Source organism: Desulfovibrio desulfuricans (genome assembly GCF_004801255.1).
Lineage (GTDB): Bacteria > Desulfobacterota > Desulfovibrionia > Desulfovibrionales > Desulfovibrionaceae > Desulfovibrio > Desulfovibrio desulfuricans_C.
This window is the reverse complement of sequence record NZ_CP036295.1, coordinates 2,250,118-2,272,794: the sequence shown is the minus strand read 5'-3', so window position 1 is coordinate 2,272,794 and position 22,677 is coordinate 2,250,118. Positions and strand designations below refer to the sequence as shown.

The following is a 22,677-nucleotide window of genomic DNA, read 5'->3' as shown; positions in this document are numbered from 1 at the left end:
GTTATGCCGCCAGCGTGCGCGTGAGGTGTTCGGCCAGCTCCTGCCAGTGGTTCTGCAGGTAAAAATGGCCGCCGCTGAAGGTGCGCACGGTGCCCGGGGCGGCAGACAGCTTTTGCCAGTGCAGGGCGTCGGCCTCGGTGATGATGTCTTCGCTGCCCAGCACGATGTGTATGGGCATGGGCAGGGGCGGGCAGGGGGCTGGCTGCCAGCTCTCCACAGCGGCAAAATCCGCCGCAAGCAATGGCTCGATATAGCTGCGAAATTCATTGGAATGCGCCACGTCTGGCGGCGTGCCGCCCATGCGCAGCACATGGTCCCACAGCTTGCCCGGCGGCAGCTGCGACACCGGCCCGGGAATGCCCGTATTGATTTTGTCCGGCGCGTGCACCGAAGAAATAAAAATAGCTTTTGGCAGCGGGATGCTGGTTTCGCCTGCCAGCCGTGCGCACACAAAGGCCAGCAGCCCGCCCATGCTGTGCCCAAAGATGGCGTAGGGCCTGTTGAGGGCTGTAGGACGCATCTGGGCAAAAAGGTCGCGCCCCATGGCCTCCATGCTGGTGGGCAGCGGCTCGCGAAAACGGCGGCCCTTGCCCGGCAGATCCAGCGGCCTGACCTCGATTGCAGCAGGAAACAGCGCGCCAAACTGCGCAAAATAGGCGGCATTGCCCCCCGCATGCGGAATGCAAAACAGAGTTGTGTCAGCGTGTTGCATGTTGTTAGACCTACAGATCAACCCAGCCGGCGTCGTCATCGAGTTTTTGGATGATGATGCGCGAGGCCTGTTCCTCATGGCCGATGCGGGCGTGCATCTGCTTGAGGATAATGTTGCCGTCGCTGATGCCGCAAATTTCAAGCTTGCCGATGTCGTGACCGATTATGTACTTGAAGCGTTTGCCGTAGCCGCTGAGCAGCGCCTTGGCCTTATCCACAATGGCGATGCCCTGTTTGAGCGGCAGCTGAAAATGGTGCCGCACGCGCGATACCGGCATGCACTGATAGAGATAGTAGGGGTTTACGCCGATGGCCAGCAGTCGGTTCATCAGTTCGGCGATGTCCTGCGCCGTGTCGTTTACGCCCCGCAGCAGCACCGCCTGATTGTTGATGACGGCCCCGCACAGGCGCAGTCTTTTTATGGCTTCTGTGGATGTGGGGGTTATCTCGCGGGTGTGGTTGTAGTGGGTGGCGATGTACAGGGCCTTGCGTTCGGCAAAAGCGCGCAGAACCTCGATGAGGGCGTCGTCAAACAGGCGCAGGGGGTATGTGACGGGAATGCGCGTACCTATGCGTACAAAATCCACATGGTCTATCTCGGCCAGACCGGCCAGCATTTTTTGCAAGACCGGGGTAGCGAGGGTCAGCGGGTCGCCGCCCGACAGGATGACGTTGTTGATCTTGGGGTGGTCGGCAATATATTGCAGAGCCCCGGCAAAATTGCGCAGGGTCTGCTGGTTTGAGTGCCCCACGATGCGACGGCGGAAGCAGTGCCTGCAGTGCATGGCGCAGCATTCGGTGGTGACCAGCAGTGCCGTGCAGTCGTATTTGTGCAGCACGCCGTTGCCCTTGTCGTGCTTGTCGTCGCCATAGGGGTCGGCAGTGGTCGCGCCCATGGACCCGGCAACCACCAGCTCTTCGGCATCGGGAAAGCACATGCGCCGGATAGGATCGCGGGGGTCGTTTTTGTCGATGAGGCTCAGATAATAGCGGGGAATGTTGATAGGATGCACTTTGGCTACTTCACGCAGGGTTGCCTCCTCAGCGGGGCTGAAAGAAGCGTATTCTTTCAGCTGGTCGATGCTGACAACATTGTTGGCAAGTTCCTTTTTCCAATCCATGCATTTCCAGCAAGGTTCTGCGAGCATTATTCTGGCCTCGGTTTGCGACTGGATTTCTGCGAAGCTATATTTATGAAAGAACCGTTGCCTGCCGGGAGGTTTCATGGGGAAAAAACTCAGAGGACGGGTCTTGCGTTCTGGTAAGAATTTACGGCAAAAATTGTCCAAAGTATATGTAAAACTTGCCAATATGTTCACTGTAGGCTATTTTGCTCGGCATGGCGCTATGATCGAAAAGCCGCAGTGGGGGACGGAATGGCAAAGTTTGTGCCTTTAACCGGTTGTCAGAAGGAACTGTGGCTCTCGGCAAAGGCGGCGTTGTCCGACTATGCAGAAACTTCCATCAGGGGTTGCTACCGTATAGACGCCATGCTCGACCCCGGGTTGCTGCGTCAGGCCATACGGCGTACGCTCCACTTTACGCCCCTGCCCGCCGCCGTCCTGTGTCAGGACGAAGAAGAACCTCGCTTTCTCATAGATGGTGAAGAACACGAACCCGACTTTCGGGTTCTTGATGCCGCCGCGCAGCCTGACCCCAGCGCTGCCGCCGACCGCATGATCGACGAGTTCTTTGAAGAGCCGGTAGAGAATCCCCTTATCCGCTATGCGCTGGTGCTTACGGGCCCGGCAAGCTGCATCGTTGCCATCAAGTGCTCGCACGTCGTGCTCGACGGGCTGGCCATCTTTTTTCATATTGCGGTTATTGCCAATGTTTACACGGCCCTTGCTCGCGGCGAAACTCCCGACCTCGGCGAGCCGTGCCCCTGCGACGAAGCCTATCTCGAAGACCAGGCACACTGCGCCTCGCCCCGCTTTCAGAAGGATATGGCCTTTTGGGAGGAGCACCTTGCCCGCCTGCCCGAAAAAAGGCTGCTGCGCGCCCTGCCGGGTCGCCCCGACGTGCTGGGCGATAGCCGCCATCACAAGTACATTCTTTCTGAAAAAGCCTCGCGTGAAGCCTCGGCGCTTATTGCCGCGCACAAGGTCAGCCCCGCGGTCTTTTTTACGGGCATTTATTCGCTGATCGTTTCATTCATGAGCGGCGAAAAAGACATCGTCGCCCTTGCCCCCGTGGCCTACGGCGAGCGCAAGGTGCTGCACCGCCGGCAGGGCGCTATGATGTCGCTGCCGCCTCTGCTGGTCAACGTTACCGCTCACGAAACCTTCGCCAAACTGCTTGAGGCCGTCAGCGCCCAAAACACCTCGTTTTACCGCCATGTGCGTACGCCGTATCAGCTGGCGGCGCGCAAGCTTGAAGGCCGCAATTTTGCCTTTCTGGCTGATACGTTTGTCAATTTTTTGCCCAACACGCCGCCCGGCACGGCGGAATTTCCCATTGTTGAGGCAGCGCAGCGCCACAGCGCCAAAGAGCCGATTCTTTTCGGCATCCTGGTTATGCAGGAGCTGTGTTCGGGCTGTTTTTCGCTCACCGTGCGCAACAGCCGCAACCACCTGAGCGACAGGGACGTGGAGCGCTTTGTGGCGCGGGTCGAGTGCGTTATCGGTCAGCTGGCGGCCGGGGTCGAGCCGCCGCAGCTCGACTATCTGCTGGATGAAGAAAAGCGCGAGCTGGCGCAGTGGCGCGTCGGGCCTGCGAGGCGGTACGACATCCGCTCCCTGCCCGAACTCTTTGACGCCGCGGCAGAGAAGTTTGCCGAACGCACGGCGGTAAAGGACGAGTGGGGCAATGCCCTTTCTTACGCCGAGGTGCGCGCAAATTCCCTGCGCTGCGCCGCATGGCTGGCGGAGCAGGGCGTTGGGCGGGGCGGCATTGTGGCGGTGGAGGCCGAGCGCACGGCCAACCTGCCGGAGGTCGTGCTGGGCATCCAGAGGCTGGGCGCGGCGTATCTGCCCATAGACCCCAAGGCGGCCCCTGACCGGCGGGCTTATATAATAGAAGACGCAGGGGCGGACATTACCCTTGACCTCGACAATGCGGCTTACCGGCAGTCGGCCATCATCCCTCTGCCGCAAGCGCCAGCAGCCAGCGACGGGGCCTACCTCATCTATACGTCAGGCTCTACGGGCAAGCCCAAGGGCGTGCTGGCCCCGCACGGCGGCTTTGCCAACATGATTCAGGGGCAGATAGAGCTTTTTGGCGTGCAGCAGGACGACCGCGTACTGCAGTTTGCGCCGCCCATTTTTGACGCCTCGCTTTCAGAGATGTTTATGGCCCTGCTGACCGGGGCGGGGCTTTATCCTGTGAGCGACCCGTGCCGCAACGCGCCGTGGACCCTGCGACAGTACATGATCGACAATGATATCAGCGTGGCAACCCTGCCGCCCTCGTACCTCAATCTTTTTGAGGGCGAACCCTTTCCGGGTTTGCGCGTGCTCATCACCGCGGGCGAACCCCCTGTGGCGGCGGACGCCCTGCACTACGCCAAATCACTGCGCTATTTCAACGCCTACGGCCCTACAGAAACCTGCGTATGCGCTGCCATGAAGGAGGTTTCGCCTTTTGAGCCGCAGCCCATTGGCGTAGGGCGGCCCATCCCCAATGTGACGCTCTCCATCCGCAATGCCGAAGGGCGCGAGCTGCCAGCGGACATGGCGGGCGAACTGTGGATCGGCGGGGACAGCCTTGCCCTTGGCTACCACAACAAGCCGGATATGACCGGGCAGCGGTTTGTACGCCTGCCGCAGGAAGGCGGCGCGCGGTTTTACGCGTCGGGCGATCTGGCGCTGTGGTCGTCCAGGGGGGAGATTCTGCTGCTGGGGCGCGCCGACGATCAGGTAAAAATTCGCGGCAACCGAGTGGAACTGGTCGAAGTGGCCTGCCTGCTCGAAAGCTGCGAGGCCGTCAGCCAGGCTGCCGTGCTGGCGGTTAAGGATGCCGGCGGTCAGACCAGCCTTGCCGCGTTTTTTGTGCTCAAATCGGGGGCAGCCATCGAATCCGTTGTTTCGTGGAGCCGGGACAACCTGCCGCCGTACATGATTCCCTCCGCATGGCATGTGCTTGAGGCCATGCCAGTGGCCCCCACGGGCAAAATTGACCGTAAGGCCCTGCATGCCATTGCCAGGCAGGGCGAGACGCAGACAAGCGGGCAAAGGCAGGTGGATGCGGGCCTTGTGAGTATTTTTGAGCGAGTGCTTGGCCGTACCTACAACCCCGCCAAAAGCTTTTTTGATCAGGGCGGCAACAGCCTCAACGCCATGTCCCTGCTGCACTCAATCCGCAAAACCTTTGATGTGGATATTTCCTTTCGCAGTTTTGCGAGCTGCGAAACCCTGTTTGATGTGGAGGCGCTGCTCGGCAATGGCCGGGTCAAATCGACCGGCGCCCGCCAAACCGCGCCCATGAGCATGGGACAGTACCGTATCTGGGCGTACCAGCAGGTCAACGAGGGCTCAATTGATTACAATATGCCTCTTCTGCTTGAGTTGCGCGGCGACAGAACGGCGGATTTTCTCGAGGGGCTGCGCCGGGCCGCCAACGCCCAGGAGCTTTTTCACTGCACGGTGGCGGGCGATATAGACAATCCCCATTTTCAGAGCGGCAAGGACGAGGTGTTCCTGCGCAGCGTGGCTTTTGCCAACGAGCGCGAGGCCGCCGTTTTTTTTGACGAGCAGATTCATACGCCCTTTGATCTGCGCGTGGAACTGCCGGTGCGTCTGGTGGCGGCCGCATTGCCCCACAGCGTGCAGGTGCTGGTGTTGGTGCACCATGTGGCGGGCGATGGCGAAACCCTTGAGATACTGCTGCAAAATGCCCTGCGCCATCTGCGCGGCGAGCCGCTTGTACGCGGACAGCTCGCGGCGCAGGAGGCTTTTTGCCGCAGGCAGAGCGCCTACGCGGCGTCGCCCGCCTGCGCGGAGGATGCGGCGTACTGGCAGTTGGTGCTTACGCCGCCGGTCGCCCCGGTAAATGCGGCAGCCGGGGCCGCCAGCCGCACCGGAGCCATGACGGGCATCGATATTGATGCGGCGACCGCGCACGGCTTTGAAATGTTGGCAAAAAACGCTGGCGCAAGCGTACTGGCCTGTTTTGTGGCGCTGGCAGGGCGCACCCTTTGCCAGCGCTTTGGGCGCAAGGAGCTGCTGCTCGGCGTGCCCATGGGTCTGCGAGAAACGCAGGACGAATTTTGCGCAGCCGGGTTTTACGTCAACACCGTGCCCCTTCGCGTACGGCTTGAAGGGCAGCAGGACAGCGCCGCCCTGGCGGAAGCGTCCCAGCAGATGCGCCAGGCCATCGAGCACAGCCGTTACGGCGCTGCCGACATCGTGCCCGAATTTTTGGCCACGCACGCGCATTTTGAGCCGCTGAGCGCTCCCGGCATCGAGGTTCGCAGGCTTGGGCTACAGCTGCGGGCCAGCAAACTTACAGCCAGCTTTACGCTCGTAACCGGGGCCGCCTCGCGCATTGTGCTTGAGTACGACGCCGGCTGCGTGGCGGATGCCCCGGCCCTGCTTGAAGAGCTTGCGCAGAGCATGCGCCGCGCCTGCGCGGGCCTTGCCCGCCGCAATCCACGGCAGATGCTGGCCGATGCCTGGCGCAAAATTTTGCACCCCGGCTCCACAGGAGCCGTAGCCGACGACAGCGAATTTTTCCGCGAGGGCGGCGACTCCATCAAGGCCATCCAGATAACGGGCATTCTGCGCCGCAGCGGCATCACCGCCCTGAGCGCGCCCGACTTTTTACGCAAGCCCCGCTTTGCGGATATATGCGCCTTGCTGCAAGACGGCGTAAGCGCGCCAGTGCCAGCCCAAAATGTGGATTACACGCCGGTTGTCCCTGGCGAGCGGGTGCCCCTGTTGCCCTTTGCCCGCCATTTTACGGCGGCGCATCCCCTGCACTGGCGGCAGTTTTTTATGTTGCTGCCGCTGGAAATACGGGCCGGGGTGCCGACAGAGGGCATTGAGTCATGGCTCGCCAGCCTGCCCGCAACCCACGAGGCCCTGCGCATGGCCTTTGCGCCAGACCACGCAACGGTGCTCGCCGAGCCGCAGGCCATCCACCTGCAGTGCCGCGAATACGGACAGTCGGTGGAGCAGACAGCCCTGCTGCGCGAGGCCGTAGCCCGGATTGTCGCCGGGCTGAACCCGGAGGACGGCCGCACCCTGGGGGCTGTGCTTGCCCGGCAGGGCGACAGACGGTTTTTGGTGCTGGCGGGTCACCATCTTGCGCTGGACGCGCTGTCGCTTGAAACGCTGCGGCAGGATTTTATCCATTACTGCCGCACAGGCGATTTGCAACGCGAGTCTCACGGGCTTGCTCTGCGCGCCCGCGAGGTTGAGCGCCTGCGCGCGTCCGGGGTTTTCCCCAGCAAAGAACAGCGCGCCCTCTGGCTTGCAGCTTGCGCCGTACCGGCGCAACCCTTGCGCGCCCGGCTGCCCGAGGGGCGGGACAAAGCCGCCGAGCGCGTCAGCGCGGCTGTGTTGCTTGAGGGGTTCCGGTTTGAATATTCGCACGACGCCAAGGCCGATCTGCTGGCCGCGCTGGCCTGCGCCCTGCATGCGCAGGGGCAAAGGGCCACCGTGCAGGTAACGCTTGAGAGCCACGGGCGCGACGAACTCCTGCCCGGTTTTGACGCAAGCCGCAGCCTTGGCTGGTTTACCGCCGTATGTCCCATGCCCCTTGAACCTGCCGCCACCTGCGCCCAGGCCCGCGAAACCGTGGGGCCATGGCTGGCGCAGTATTTCACCCCAGAAAACTGCAACGCATATGGATACTTGCGGCAGGATGAGCCCGATACGTTCGACTATGCGGCGCAGATTGCCTTCAACTATCTGGGTCGCATGACGGGCCAGCCCGATGACGAGGCCGAGCTGGTGCTTTCAGCGCTTGCGCCGGGGCTTGTACCCGGGCTTGTGCACAGCGAGATGCGGGCCGAAGCGCCGCTGGAGCTTTCGGTATTTTTTGACCTGCAGGGCGTACTGCATCTTGAGGCCTGGTTCAGCCCCCAGTGTCTGCCCGCAGACTGGGTCGGCGATCTGCTCGACAGCTGGCGCGAGGCCCTCAAAACCCTGCCTGCCTACCTGCCGCAGCAGACGCTTGACGCCATCTTTGCCGCCAGCGGCTGCACGGCTGACGAGGTGGAGCACATCGCCCAGCCAGACGGCGGGCACGAGCCGCTGCTGTACCAGTCGATGCTGGCGCAGTCGGGCGTATACACCCAGCAGGTGGAATTTTACCTGAGCGGCAAAGTGGACATCTTTGCGCTCATGCGGGCGTGGCAACTGCTCACGGCCCGGCACGAGAGCCTGCGCTCGCTGTTTCCCATGCCGGTGGAGGGCGAGTTTTACCGTCTGGTGCTGCGCAAGGCCCGCACCAGCATGGAATACCACGACTTTTCGCACCTGCCGGAGGCCGAGGCCGAGGCGGAGATGCAGGCCCTGCTGCGGGCGGAGCGTCAGCGCGGCTTTGACGTGCAGCGCGGGCCTCTGCTGCGGGCAAGGTTTTTCCGCCGTGGAGACGACGGCGCGGTGATGAGCTGGTGCTTCCATCATCTGCTGATGGACGGCTGGTGCATGGGCGTGCTGCTGCGCGAGCTTTTTGCCCTGGCCAAAACCGAAGGCGGGTCCATAAACGCGCGTTTGCCCGAGCCGTTTCCGCTTGAGACGTACAGCCGTTGGCGGGCGCAGTTTGACGAGCGGGCAGCGCGGGCCTACTGGGCCGGGCTGCTGCAGGATTTTGCCGGGCCCACAGGCGTGGCGGGAGACGTCACGGCCAAGGACGGCGGCGATAGCTCAGAATTTACCGAACCGCAAACCATGGAGCTTGAGCTGGACGAGGCTTTGACCGCCGGTCTGCAGGCGCTGGCCACGGCCGAGTCCGTCACGCTTTCCGCCTTGGTGCAGGCCCTGTGGGGCATAGTGCTTGGGGCTGTCAACCAGGGCAGCCGCGATGTGGTTTTTGGCGTGGTCACCTCTGGCCGACCGGCAGAAGTGGCGGGCATCGAATCCGCTGTGGGGCTGTTTATCCAGACCTTGCCGCTGCGCGCCCGCTGGCGGCCCCATGAGCCGTTTGGCGAGCTGCTGGCCTATGTCAAAGAGCAGAACCTGCAGCATATGCGCTACGGCTATGTGCCGCTGGCGGCCATGGGCAGAAACGTGCTCGACCATTTGATGGTTTTTGAAAACTATCCCGTGGACACGAGCTTTGACGAGGGGAGCGTTGAGCTGTGCGACATGCGCGGCTTTGAAAAAATCCCCTACGCTCTGGGTATTTCGGTTATCCCCGGCGCACGGCTGCGCTTCCGCTTTTTGTACGATGCCGGGCGGCTGTCGCACAACAGCACCCTTGCCCTGTGCAACGGTCTGCATGCGGTGCTGCGGGCGGCTGTGGCTGGCGGGGGCCGCCCATGCCTTGATCTTGAGGCTGCTGCCGCAGCTGCTGTGACGGATGTGCCCGATCAGCGCAAAGCCGCGCCCACCAGTGCCGTTGCAGCAAGTGAAATTGCAGCGGCTGTCATTGCGCCCGCTGCAGTAGCCGGAGGGCAGGATATTGCCTCGCTGGCCGAGACCGTGCGCGAGGCCTATTCCACAGTACTGGGCCAGCCGGTTGATTCTGTAGACACCGACTTTTTTCAGCTTGGCGGGCACAGCATCTCGGCCATGCGTCTGCTTGCCAGCCTGAGCAAAAGCCTGTCGGTTGCCATCGGCATTGAAGACGTCATGGGCTACCCCAGCCCCCGTGCCCTGGCCGTGCGCATCAGCGCTCTGGCAGTGCCGGATGCAGTTATTCCGCGTATGGCGGGGTTGGAGCGCTACCCTCTGTCGCCCGCGCAGCAGCGTATCTGGTTTATGCAAAAGCTGCACGAGAGCGGTCGGGTATATGTGATTCCTTTTGCCGCGCGCCTGCGCGGCCCGGTGGATGCCGTGGCCCTGCAAAATGCCCTGACCCTGCTTGAAGAGCGGCACGACGCCCTGCGCATCCGCGTGGCGCTGGACGCGCCGGAGCAGACGGTCGCCCCTGCGGGCGGCCTGCGGCTTGAGTGTTACGACACGCCCTTTACCGAGGCCGTCTATCTTGGCATGACGCTGCCGCTGGGCGCGGAGCGGCCCCTGGCCCGCGTGGCCCTGTTCCGGCAGGGTGACGACAGTCATGTGCTGCTGTTCTGTTTTCACCACATTATTTTTGACGGCTGGTCGGGAGAGATTTTTACCCGCGAGCTCAACGAAGCCTACGAAGCCGTGTTGCAGGGCACGGCCCCGCAGTGGCGACCTCTGGAACTGGATTTTGCCAGTTACGCCCTGTGGGATTCGCAGCGCGAACCAGGCGGGCTGGAGCCGCTGTGCAACGACCTCACACCTCTGCCCGAGCGCCTGCGCCTGCCGCTGGATTTTCCCCGGTCTGCCGTGCAGCGCTTTGAAGGGGATGTGCTGATTTTTGATCTGGGGCGCGAGCGCAGCCAGGCCATCAAACGCTGGGCGCTGCAGGGGGAGTTGACGGTTTTTCCCGTACTGCTGGCGCTGGTGGACGCCTTTTTGCTGCGCCACACCGGGCAGGACGACGTCATCTTGGGCTGCCCGGCCGCCAACAGGGAGCACGAGCAGGTTCAGGGTCTTGTAGGCCTGTTTGTCAACACGCTCGTGGTGCGGACGCGTATGAACGCCCAGGGCGGATTTGCGGAACTGGCGCGCACGGTGGACGCAGCATTCCGTCACGCGCTGGCGGCGCAAAACTGCCCCTTTGAAAAGGTCATCGAGGCCGTGGAGGTAGAGAGAAACGCGGCCCGCAACCCGCTGTTTGACGTATTTACCGCGCTGGAAGACGCCAGCTGGAACGATTTTGGGCGTGCGCCCCTGCACATGGAGGCCCTTGGTCTGCCGCACCAGTGCAGCAAGTTTGACCTGAGTTTTTACTTTAAAGAGCGCGCGGACGGCGGCTACGAAGTGCATCTGGAATACTGCACCGAGCTTTTCAGCCGCCGCACGGTCAGCCGCATGGCCGAGCGTCTGCGCATTTTGGCCGATGCTGTTCTGGCTGACGACGCAAGCCCGCTGCTTGATCTGGATATTCTGCCGGAGCAGGAACGCGCCGAGCTTGCCGCCTTTAACGACACGGCCGAGCCATTTGATCTGCAGGCGGATATGGACAGCCGTTTTTGCGCTCAGGCGGCGCGCACGCCAGAGGCCCCGGCTGTGATCGACGCTGCGGGCGCGGCTGTGTCGTATGCGGACTTTGACGCGCAGGTGGAGGCCGTAAGCCAATGGCTGCGCGGGCAGGGCGTGGAGAGCGGGCAGTACGTGTGCGTGTGCTTTGAGCGCTCGCCCCTGATGATGGCCTGCATTTTTGCCGTGCTGCGGCTTGGCGCGGTGTATGTGCCGCTGGCTCCCGGCATGCCTGCGGAGCGGCTGCGCCCGGTGCTGGAAGACCTCGGCTCGTGCGCAGTGATCTGCGATGCACGTTTTGCCGGGGTGTTCCGCCAGTGCGGCCAGCAGGTGCTCACGCCTGCTCCGGAGGTTATGCATGCGGCCAACGCCGGGCATGGGGCAAACCCGACGGCGCAGCCGCTGCCGCCAAACGCCCCTGCCTATGTGATCTTTACTTCCGGCTCCACCGGGCGGCCCAAGGGCGTACTTGTGGAGCATGCAAGCGTGGCCAACCGCCTGCTTTGGATGCAGTCGCGCTTTGCCATCGGGCAGGGCGACGTGGTGCTGCAAAAAACCACGGTTGCCTTTGATGTTTCGGTCTGGGAGCTGTTTTGGTGGTCCTGGCAGGGTGCAAGCCTTGCCTTGCTGGGGCCGGGGGCGGAGAAAAATCCCGCCCTCATTGCGCAGGCCATAGAAACCCGGCGCGTCACGGTGCTGCATTTTGTGCCGTCCATGCTGCGGGCGTTTCTGGATTATCTGGATGCCTACCCGGCTGCGGCGCGCAAACTCCATACCCTGCGCTATCTGTTTACCAGCGGCGAGGCCCTGCCCCGCGAGCTGGTGGCCAGGTGGAACGCCCTGGTGGCTGCGGAACAGCTGCACGCAGAGCTGCACAACCTTTACGGCCCCACAGAGGCAACGGTGGATGTTTCGTGGCAGCCCTGCCTGCAGACGCCGCCGCACGCCGTGCCCATTGGCCGCCCGGTCAGCAATACCCGTCTGTATGTGCTTGACGAGCGCAAGCGGCCCCAGCCACTGGGTGTAGCGGGCGAGATTTATATCTCCGGCGTGCAGGTGGCCAAAGGATACGTAAACCGGCCCGATCTTACGGCCCAGCGCTTTATGGACGACCCCTTTGCCCCCGGCAGCCGCATGTACCGCACGGGCGATCTGGGGCGCTGGCTGGCCGACGGCAGTATTGAATACCTTGGCCGCAACGACGATCAGGTAAAGATACGCGGGTTCCGCATCGAGCTTGGCGAGGTCGAGGCGGCGCTTGCGCGTTGCAAGGGCGTGTCACAGGCGGTGGTGCGGGCTGGCCGCATTGGCGAATATGCCGCGCTGGAGGCCTTTTTGTTGCCGCAGGGCGGCGCGCGGCTCCAGCTTGCGGACCTTCGGTCAGAACTTGCGGGGCTGCTGCCCGAATACATGCACCCCTCGCTGTTTTATGTGCTGGATGACATTCCGCTGAGTCCCTCGGGCAAGGCCGACCGCAAGCGTCTGCAGGGCACGCTCCTGCCCGCGCGCTCGGCTGACGCCGCACGGCTCGCTGCATCTGGCGGCAATGCTCGGGCTGACGCTTTGGCAGAATCACTGCCAGATACGCTGCTTGAAGCCGTGCGAGGCGTGTGGCGCCAGGTTATGCCCGAGGTTGCGGCCGGACCTGATCTGGGATTTTTTGAAGCGGGCGGCAATTCGTTGCTGCTGGTGCGGCTGCACACCCTGCTCGACAAACAGTGGCCGGGCATATTTACGCTGGCCGGTCTTTTTTCTGAAAGCACCATGCGTGCGCAGGCGGCGTTTATCGCACGGGCGCATCCTGCGGATGCGGCGGCGGTGGCCCTCCGCGCAACCTCTGCGCCCATCGCCATCATCGGCATGGCCGTGCGGCTGGGCGATTACGCCGATCTGGCGAGCTTTTGGCGCGACCTGGCCAGCGGCAGGGACATGAATGTGCCCATGCCCGAAAAGCGCCGCAGTGAAACACGGCAGATATTTGATGCCGTGGGTCTCGCCTTTGACGAAGCCCGGCTGCGTGAGGCCGCGTATCTTTCGGATATTTCTTCTTTCGACTACCGCCGGTTTGGGCTTTCGCCCAACGATGCAAGTCTGCTGGATCCGGCCCAACGCGTGTTTCTTGAAACAGCCCTGCGCGCGCTGGACGACGCGGGCTACGGCGGCAGTGCCCTTGAAAGCGCCGATGTGGGCGTTTTTGCGGGGGCAAGCCCGGTACGTCTTTTCCAGACGGCAGTGACCAGAGCCTTCCCCGATCTGGCGGAGCAGACGTACCTTATCAACGTGCCCTCCAACGTGCTGGCCCGCCTGAGCTACATGAAAAACTGGCACGGGCCTGCGGCCAGCGTGGATACCGCCTGCTCGTCGGTGCTGACGGCGCTGCACCAGGCCTGCCGCAGCCTGCGCGACGGCGAGTGCGCGTTGGCTCTGGTGGGCGGCGCGCACGTCATTGACCTGCCCGTCAAGGCCGATGCGGCCTTTGCCATCGAGTCGGCCTCGGGCCGCACCAGAACCTTTGACGCAGGCGCGGAAGGCGTGGGCGCGGGCGAGGGCGCGGCGGTGTTTCTGCTCAAGCCGCTGGACGCGGCCCTGCGCGACCACGACGCCATCCACGCGCTTATCCCCGGCAGCGCCGTCAATCAGGACGGCAAATCCTCCAGCATGGCCGCCCCCAACCCAGAGGCGCAGGCCGAGGTCATAGCCCGCGCGGCGCAGGATGCGGGTGTCTCGCTGGCCGACATTCAGTTTTTTGAGGCCCACGGCACGGCAACCGTGCTGGGCGACCCTGTGGAAATTGAGGGCCTGCGCAGGGCTTTTGCCCGGCAGGGAGCAGCGCGGCGGCAAAAAGCGCTCATCGGTTCGGTCAAGGGTAATCTGGGGCATCTGGACGCCGCCGCAGGCGCTGCAGGCCTCGCCAAGGCCGTGCTGTGCATCGAAAACGGTCTTGTGCCGCCGCAGCCGTATTTTGAGCGTCCCAACCCGCATATCGATTTTGAGGCAGCTCCGGTGCGCGTCGCTCAAAGGCTTGAGCCGCTGCCAGAGCAGGAGCGCCCCTGGCGTTGCGGGGTCAGCTCTTTTGGCCTCAGCGGCGTGAACGCGCATGTTATCGTGACCGAGCATCAGGCCGGGCCGCTGCCGCAGGACGACGGCAGCTGGCAATGCGTGGTGTTCTCCGCCCAGGATGAGGCCGCGCTGCATGACTACGTCCAGGCGACGGCCGCGGCGGTTGCGCGCAACAACCACTGGCCCCTGCACGCCATTGCCGCCACGCTGATGACCGGGCGCGACGCGCTGCCCGTGCGGGCCGTTGCCGTTGCCAGCTCGCGGCAGGATCTGTTTGAGCAGCTTGAAGCCGGGCTGACCGCCGTGACCGTGTCCGCCGCTGGCCGACAGGCGGCAACTCGCCAGGCGGCAACTTGTCAGGCGGACGCCCCTCAAGGCACCGCGCAGACGGTCGGGGGCGCGTTTTTTGCCGGTCGGGCCGAAGCCCAGGCTGCCGCCGCCGCGTACCTTGCCGGGGCAAACCTCGTGTGGCCCCCGGAAAAACCCGTGTACAGGCTGCACCTGCCCGCGGCTCCTCTTGCAGGGGCAACGCTGTGGCCCCGTTTTGCGGCAAAATTTCTGTCTGCGCCTGTGGTTACCCCGACGGGCAAGGCCTTTGCCCTTGCCGTGGACAGGCCGGATTTCTGGCCCGCCGCAGAGCACAACGTTGACGGTACGCCCCTGCTGGTGGGCATGGGCCTGCTGGATTGCCTGGGTTGGGTCGGCGGGGCTGCCCCTCTGAGCGTTGGCGATCTGCGCTGGCGCAAACCTGCGATCTGCGGCCCCGGCTGCCGCGTGGCGCTGCTGACGCGACAGGAGGGCGACTCTCTGTCCGTGGAGCTGCACAACAGCCAGCCCGGCGCAGGGCGCACTGAAAACTGGAGCATAGCCGCAAGTGCGCGGCTGACCTTGATGACCGCGCCGCCCACCCACCCCGCGCCGCTGGATGTGGAAGCGCTGTGCAAAAATCTGCGCGAGGCTGAACCGCAGCCCGTGCCGCAACCCGTGCCGCAAAGAACGCCGCAAAATGGGCCGCACGGCGGGCCGCAGCTCAATGTGAGCGGCCGCTGGCAGTGCCGCGAGCGGCTCTGGCTCTCGCAGGACGGCAACACCCTGCTGGCCAGGCTTTGCCTGCCCGAGGCCTACAGGGGTGATTTTAATACCTTCCGCTGGCATCCGGCCATGATGGATATTGCCGCCAGTCTTGCCCTGCATGATGTGCACGGCTTTGTGCCTGCGGCATGCAAAGCGGCGCGCCTGTATAGCGCCATTACGCCGCAAGTGTACGCGCTTACACGCATTACCGACCGCCAGCCGGGCATGATCACGGCTGATTGCGTGGTGACGGATACCGCTGGCCAGGTGCTGGTGGAACTCAGCGGGCTGGTGTTCATGGTCCTGCGTCAGGTTGCGGACGAACGGCCAAGGCCTGAGCTGTACGCGCTGGGCTGGGAAAATGCCGACCTTGCCCCTTTGAGCGCCGGGCATACAAAAATCATGCTGCTTGGCGGACAGGGCGGGGTGCTTGCGCCAGCCCTGAAGCAGGCTCTGGGTACGCAGGTTGCTGCGCAGGGCATCTGGCCCGTGCAGGCGGACGACGCCCGCGCGCTTGCCAATGAAGTTCTGGATGCGGATATTGATCATTTGCTCTGCCTGCCCGACTCGCAGGATGCAGCACAGGACAACGCCTGGACGCTCTGCGCCCTGCTGCAGGAAGTTTGCCGCGGCGGTGCGCGCCGTCCCCTGCGGGTGACGGTTGTGGGCGGCGGGGCCTTTGTGCCGGATACTCCGCCCGACACGCTGCATCAGGGGCCGTTGCACCAGGGGCCGTTGCTCTGCCTGCCGTGGGAGGAACCCCGTATTTCATGCGCCTATGTGGAGCTTGAGGCGCAGGCCGACGCGGCATCTGCAGCGCTGGCTCTAGCGGCAGGTCTTGGGCGCATTGACGGGCCCTATGTGGCGGCTGCCGACCGCGCGGCGCGCGTGCGCACGCTTGTCAAATTGCCGTCTGCACCTGCATCCGGCCCTGGGGCCGGACCGGTGATTACCGGCAAGGGCTGCGTGGTGATTACCGGCGGCCTTGGCGGCATGGGCCGCACGCTGGCGCGGCAGATTAACGGGCACTGCGGCGCGCGCGTGGTGCTGCTGCACCGCAGCGGTCAGCTGCCGCCCGATATGCTTGCCGGGGAATCTTCCCGCAGACCGTTTACGGCGTACCAGTGCGACGTGACGGACGCCGCGCAGGTCGAGGCCGTCTTTGCGGCGATACGCCGCGAAGTTGGGCCCATCCAGGGTGTTATCCACACGGCGGGCGTGGCGGGCAGGGGATATCTGCTCACCAGCCGCAGGCAGGATTACGAGGCCGTGCTGGCCCCCAAGGTGGCGGGAACCTGGAACCTGCACAATGCAACCCTTGGCGATGGACTTGCCTTTTTTGTGCTGGCCTCGTCGCGTACAGCCCTGACGGGTGCACCGGGGCAGAGCGACTATACGGCGGCCAACGCCTATCTCAACGCCTTTGCCCGCTACCGCCGCAGCCTGGGCCTGCCCGCCCTGTCCATTTGCTGGAATACCTGGTCGGGCGTGGGCATGGCTGTCCGCGAGGGGCTGGCTCAAGGGGCGGAAGCCTCGGGCATGCTTGATCCGCAGCAGGCCTTTGAGGTGCTGGCGGTAGCCCTTGCCAGCGGCGAGGCAACCGTGGTCGTGGGCATGAGCGGCGAAAACGCGGCGGATTTCAAACTCAACAATCTGCCCGGCCAGGGCCGGGCCGCGGGGCAGGGCGGGTCTGCGGCAGCAGGCGAATCCGTCCTGGCTACGGGTTCTGCTTCCGCCAGCCGCGCCGCTTCGGTCAGCCCGTCGCGGGCCGCCGCCAATGTGGGCGAGGCCGCGCTGCTTGAAATTATCCGCGACTGCCTGGGCTATGACAAGCCGTTGAGCCGGGAGGACGACTTTTTTGATCTGGGCGGCGATTCCATTGCCGCCACGCGTATTGTCAACCGGCTGGAAAAAGAGGCTGGTCTGGCCCTGAGCGTGTCCGATCTGCTTGAGAGCGATACCCTGGGCGATATTGTGGACCGCGCCCAGGCCCTGCAACAGCCCGCGCAGCAAAAACAGAAAGCCGTGGAGGCAACGCCCGCGCTCGACAGGTATCCCGTGGGCAACGAGCAGCTGGCCATCCTGTATGCAGACATGGTCAGCGAGGGAGACCTTGGCTTTAACCTGCCGGTATTTCTTGTTATGCCGCACGATGTGGACGTGCCCCGGCTACAGGAGGCCCTGGCGCGGCTGGTGGAACGGCACGAAGTGCTGCGAACCACCTTCTGCGATTTTGAGGCGGAGCGCCCGGCCATGGTTATTCATCCATTTGCGGGTTTTGAGCTGGAGCAGAGGCGTGTTGCAGATCTTGCGCGCAAGGATGCGCTTATCCGGCCCTTTGACCTGCGCAGGGAGGGGGGCTTCCGCGCCTGTCTGCTGTTGACCGACGCGGGCGAAAGGGTGCTGTTTCTTGACGTGCACCATGCCCTTGGCGACGGCAGAACCATGTCGCTGCTCAACGTTGATCTCTACCGCCTGTATCACGGTTTGCCGCTTGAGGCTGTGACCGCGCAGATGAAGGACATCGCCTGGCGGCAGGTCACGCATCCCGATGCCGAGGCGGCGGCCTACTGGCAGGGAATTTACAGCGGCGAGCTGCCGCGTCTTGATCTGCCCGCGTCGTATCCCAGGCCGCGTGTGCATACGGGTCGGGGCGGCATGTACGAGTTTGAGCTCGCGCCAGAACTGGTGCAGGGCATCAAAACGCTGGCCCGCAAGGAAGGGCTGACAAACTATCAGGTTTCGCTCTGCGCCTGGAGCCTGCTGGCGCAAGCCTACACAGGCTCGCAGGATGTGGTTGTAGCCGTGTCGGTGGACGGTCGCGGTGAGCACCTCAATACTGCGGGCATGCTGGCCTCTGTGCTGCCCCTGCGTTTCAGCCTGGACCCCGCCCGTCCGCTGGGCGAGCATCTGCGGGCCACCAGACAGACAAGCAACGAGGCCATGCGTCACAGGGGCTATATCCTCAACAGCCTGCTGGCCGATTTGCGGCAGACAAGCTGGCCGGACAGATCGCCCTTGTCGGAGATCATACTTTCGTACATGAATTTTGAATTTGCCGCCGAGGGGCAGGGCCTGTTTGAAACCCTGCGTTTCAGCAAACACGCCAGCAAGACGGATCTTTCGGTCTTTGCAAGCGACACGGGCGCAGGCATAGGCATTGCCCTTGAGTACTACGCCGACCTGTTCAGCGAGGCCGATGTGCGGCGCATGGCCAGCGACTATGTGCGCATTCTTGAGCTCATGACCACCAGCGCTCTGGACGAAACGCTGCGCTTTGCCCCTGCGCCCCTGCCTGCCGCCGATGGCGACAGGGCCGGGCTTGCCCGGCATCAAACTACGGTTGCGGCCTCGCTGCGCAGGGCGATATGCACCCTGGCGGCGCAAAAGGGCGCGAGCCATGAAGCTGTGATGCTGGCGGTATTTGCGGTGCTGGTGGGCAGGGTCACCCAGAGCGAGCGGCTGACGATCGACGTGCCGCCGGGCCGTACCGTCGCCTTTGGGCTCAGCGACAATATGGAGTTTGGCGACCTGCTGGCCCGCACCCAGGCGGGTCTGGCGTCGGGGGCCGTAGCCCCTGGTTCCACAGACCCCAGCGCGGCGGCGCGGCCCGGTCTGCGGCTGGGTTTCGCCTACGCGCCCCTGGCATCAACCGCGCCAGTTGCGTCCTCCGCAGCGGTCGCCGGGGCGGGCTACGCCTGCGCAGATTCTCCCAGCACAAACCTCCCCTTCGCTGGCTATGGCCTTTTTTGCCAGGTTCGGGAATTGTGCGACGGCTTCGCCTTGAGTTTTGCGTACGATCCCAGGCAGGTTTCCGCAGAAACAGCCGGGGACTGGCTGGAGTATTACGGGCGTTTTCTTGAAGGTATCACCCAAGAGACTGCATAATGAAACTATCTGATTTTTCTTTTACCGCGCCGGATAAAAAAGCAGCCAGCGCCGCGCCCGCAGAGACCAGACAGGCCGAAACGGAGCACGCCTCGCTTGAAAGCCTGTTTCGCAGTCTTGCCGCAGAAAATGCCGATGCCGAGGCTCTTGCCAGCGGGGGCTGCACCCTGAGTTTTGGCGAGCTGAATGTCCTTTCTGAGCGCATTGCGCGATTCATTATGGAGCGCGGCTATGGGCTCGAGGCTGTGGTGGGCGTGCTTTGCGCGCGCGGCGCGCGGTATCTGGCGGCAGCTATTGGCGTCATGAGGGCCGGGGCCGTGTACCTGCCGGTCGAGAGCGAACAGCCGCAGGCGCGCAAAGAGGCCATGCTGCGGCCCGCAAGCCTGATCATCGCCGACAGCGCCTGCCTGCGGGACGCCGAATATTTCCATTATCGCAACCCCGGCATACGGCATGTGCTCTGCCTTGACGAGCAGAAATACGAGGACGCCGCCGAAAAAGGCTCAGGACTTGCCAGCACGGAATACTGGGAGCAGGTGGCTGAAGCGGGCAGCGACATGGGGTGGAAGAGCGACTTTGACGCTACCCCCTGCCCGGCGGACCATCTGGCGGCCATGGCCGCAGCCGTGCTTGAAAAATGCGGGCTTGCGCACAGCCGCAACCGGCGGGTGCTTGATGTGGGCAGCGGCTCGGGACTGGTTGCGCAAACCCTTGCAGCGGCGGCGACGGAATATGCTGCCGTGGATCTGGCCCGCAACGAGCTTGAGCGGGTATCCTGCCGCCAGTCGGGGGCAAAGGTCACTGCCCGCCGCATGGAAGCGGCGGACATACGTTTTATTGAAGGGAAGGAGTTCGACGCTGTCGTGCTGAATGGCGTTGTGGAGAACTTTCCCGGTTACAACTATCTGCGCAGGGTACTTGGGGCCGCTCTGCGGCTCTTGGCCCCGGACGGCACACTGTTTGTGGGCGCGGTGCGCGATCTGGAAACCCAGGACGACCTGCGGGCCGCCCTGCAGGCGTACGGTCTTGCCACGGGCAACCAGACGGGCCTGCTGCGACACGACGCCTCTGGCGAGCTGTTTGTTCCCCGCCGTTTTTTTGCGGAATGGGCCGCCCAGTGCCCCGAGCCGGTGGAAGTGACCTTTACGCCCTGCGTCCTGGGTCAGGCTTGCGACCCTGCCTGCGACCCGGCAGGCGGCCAGGCTTTCCGGTACGATGTGGTCATTCGCCGTGGCGGCGGGCGCAGGCCCGTGCAGCCCTCGCGCTTTGCGGCGCGGCATCTGCCCTTGCCCACGGGTGAGCCGCTGCCTGCCTGCGAGGCGCATCAGGCCGCGTACATCGTGTACACCAGCGGTTCCACGGGCGCGCCCAAGGGCGTGGTGGTCGAGCACCGCAACCTTATGCATATTTTGCGGGCATTGCGGCCCTATGCGGCGGGCTGCGCACGCGTGGGGCTGGTTGCGCCGCTTTCGTTCGACGCTTCGGTGCAGCAGTTGGCGGTTTCCATTTTTTGCGGCAAGAGCCTTTATGCGCTTGCCGACGAGGAGCGCAAAAATCCCTCGCTGTTCTGCGCCTGCGTGCGTCAGCGCGGGCTTGACCTGTGCGATATGACCCCGGCCTTTTTCAACGTGCTTGTCGACTGGCTGGCCGAACGGCGCGAAGTCTTGTCGCTCAAGACGCTGCTGTTGGCGGGCGAGGTGCTGCGGCCCGACGTTATCCGCAAGTTTTACGCCATACCCGGCCATGAGGGCGTGGTGCTGTACAACGTGTACGGCCCTACGGAATGCACGGTTGACAGCAGCGCCTTTCGTATTGACGTGCACAATTATCAGGATTTTACCGCCTATCCCATCGGCAGACCGCTGCAGGACGTACGCATCACTGTGATGGACAAAAATTGCCGTGAGGTGCCCGATTCCGTCACCGGCGAGCTGTGGATATCTGGCGACGGCGTGTCGCGGGGATATCTGGACAACGCGGGCCCCGGCGCATTTGTGGAAAAAGACGGCCAGCGCCATTACCGCACGGGCGACAACGGCTTTGTGCAGAACGGTCTTGTGTACTACCGAGGGCGCGAAGACCAGCAGGTAAAAATACGCGGCAACCGGGTAGAACTTGGCGAAGTGGAAAAAGCCGTGGCGGATTTTCCCGGTGTGCGGCAGGTGGCCGTGGTGGCGGACAGCTTTCGCGCCGGGGCGGAAAAAAGCCTTGCCGCCTATGTGGTCGGCGAGGTGGATATGGCCTTGTTGCGCAGCTACCTTGAGCAGCAGCTGCCCGCCTACTGCGTGCCGGAGTATTTTGTCCCCATGGTGGAGCTGCCGTTTTCGCTCAACCGAAAGATAGACAAAAAGGCCCTGCCTTCGCCCCTTGGCGGCGTAAAAACGCAGGGCGGCCGCAAACCCGCCGGACCGGTGGAAGAAAAACTGGCCGAAATCTGGAAGCGTCTGCTGGGTGTGGATGTAACAGACGCCGACGCAGGCTTTTTCAGCCTTGGGGGGCACAGCATCCTTTCCATCAGGCTTATCGCCATGATTGAAAAAGAGCTGGGCGTACATGTGGCGGTCAATGAGCTGATTACGCATTCGAGCATAGCGCGGCTGGCCGAGCTGCTGGACGGCAAAACCGAAAAGCGCGACAGCCCCGTCATCAGGCTTTGCCACTGCGAGGGCGGCAAAAACCTGTTTTTGTTCCACCCCTTGGGGGGCAGCGTTTTTTGCTACAGCGATCTGGCTCGGCTGCTGGGCCACAAGTACACTGTCTACGCGGTCGAGGCGGCCGGGTTCAGCCAGAAGCGCAGCGCCCTGTCCATTGAACTGCACACTGTCGAGGGGCTTGCGGAGTATTACCTTGCCGAAATACTCAAGGTTGAAAGCCAGAACATCATTTTTGGCGGCTGGAGCCTTGGCGGGGTGCTGGCCTATGAGACGGCCTGCAAGTATGCCGCCATGGGCAACAAACCTGGACCGGTCATCATTCTTGATTCCGTGGCTGACAACAGCCGGGCAAAGCAGATGGCGGCCAAGGACGACATAGAACTGCTGCAGACCATACTGCAGCAGGGGCTGGCATTTGATCCGGAAAAACTGCGCGTCATGCCGCGCGCGCGGCAGCTCGAGTATCTTGTGGAATGCGGTGAAAAAAGTGGTCTTTTGCCGGCGGGTTTCAGCTCTGTGCAGATGGACAACCTGCTGCTGACTTACCGCGGCAACGCGTTGGCGGCGGCGCGTTACGAACGGCCAACGCCATCGGACATCAGGGTGCTGCTGGTGCGGGCGCTGGATTTTGTCAACAATCCGCAGATATTGATCGACGACGACTACCAGGGTTGGAGCCGTTTTTTGAAAAAGGAAAATATTGACCTGCGCTGGACGGAGGGAACCCACGAGTCCATGCTTTCAGCCGGGCTGGTTCCCCATGTGGCGACTCTGATTCTGGAGTATCTGGCGCGGCAATAGATGCTCAAAAAGTATCTATAAAAAAGCTAGAAAATGTTTCGGAGTATTTCTTGATAATGTTGTAAAACTGTTGCCGTTACAAAAAAAGTGGTATTTTGATTCAGGGTGTGCATAATTTTGCTCGTTTGGTTAAAAAATGCACGCTAGAAACGCCAAAAAACTGTTCAGAAGAGTGGTAAATTTTTTTTTTGTTTTCCCCTAAAGTTTTTTCTTGAATTTTATTTGTCGGAGTGGAACAGTCGTCCTTACGTCTGCAAGACTGTTTTTTTTCGGCATTTTTTTATTTTTTGTCCCCAGGCGGGATCCGAAAA

The 22,677-nt window shown here is 63.0% G+C and carries 4 protein-coding genes; 2 read left to right on the top strand and 2 right to left on the bottom strand.

Annotated elements, in window-relative coordinates; all coding sequences use genetic code 11:
• Position 1: 1 nt before the first annotated feature.
• Both DDIC_RS09495 and DDIC_RS09490 read right to left on the bottom strand, forming a co-directional pair.
• Positions 2 to 712, bottom strand: coding sequence for a thioesterase II family protein (locus DDIC_RS09495; protein ID WP_168732522.1), 711 nt, complete (start codon positions 710 to 712; stop codon positions 2 to 4).
• Positions 713 to 722: 10 nt separating this feature from the next.
• Entirely contained in the window at positions 723 to 1,832 is a 1,110-nt protein-coding gene (locus tag DDIC_RS09490) for a KamA family radical SAM protein (RefSeq protein ID WP_247647443.1), read from the bottom strand.
• Between the two features lie 255 nt (positions 1,833 to 2,087).
• Here DDIC_RS09490 and DDIC_RS09485 point away from each other — a divergent pair, with 255 nt between their 5' ends.
• Entirely contained in the window at positions 2,088 to 18,911 is a 16,824-nt protein-coding gene (locus tag DDIC_RS09485) for a non-ribosomal peptide synthetase (protein ID WP_136400211.1), read from the top strand.
• Positions 18,911 to 22,366 (top strand): alpha/beta fold hydrolase, encoded by a 3,456-nt coding sequence (locus tag DDIC_RS09480; protein ID WP_136400210.1) that lies wholly within the window; start codon positions 18,911 to 18,913, stop codon positions 22,364 to 22,366. Before DDIC_RS09485 ends, DDIC_RS09480 begins: the two co-directional genes overlap by 1 nt.
• Positions 22,367 to 22,677: the final 311 nt, after the last annotated feature.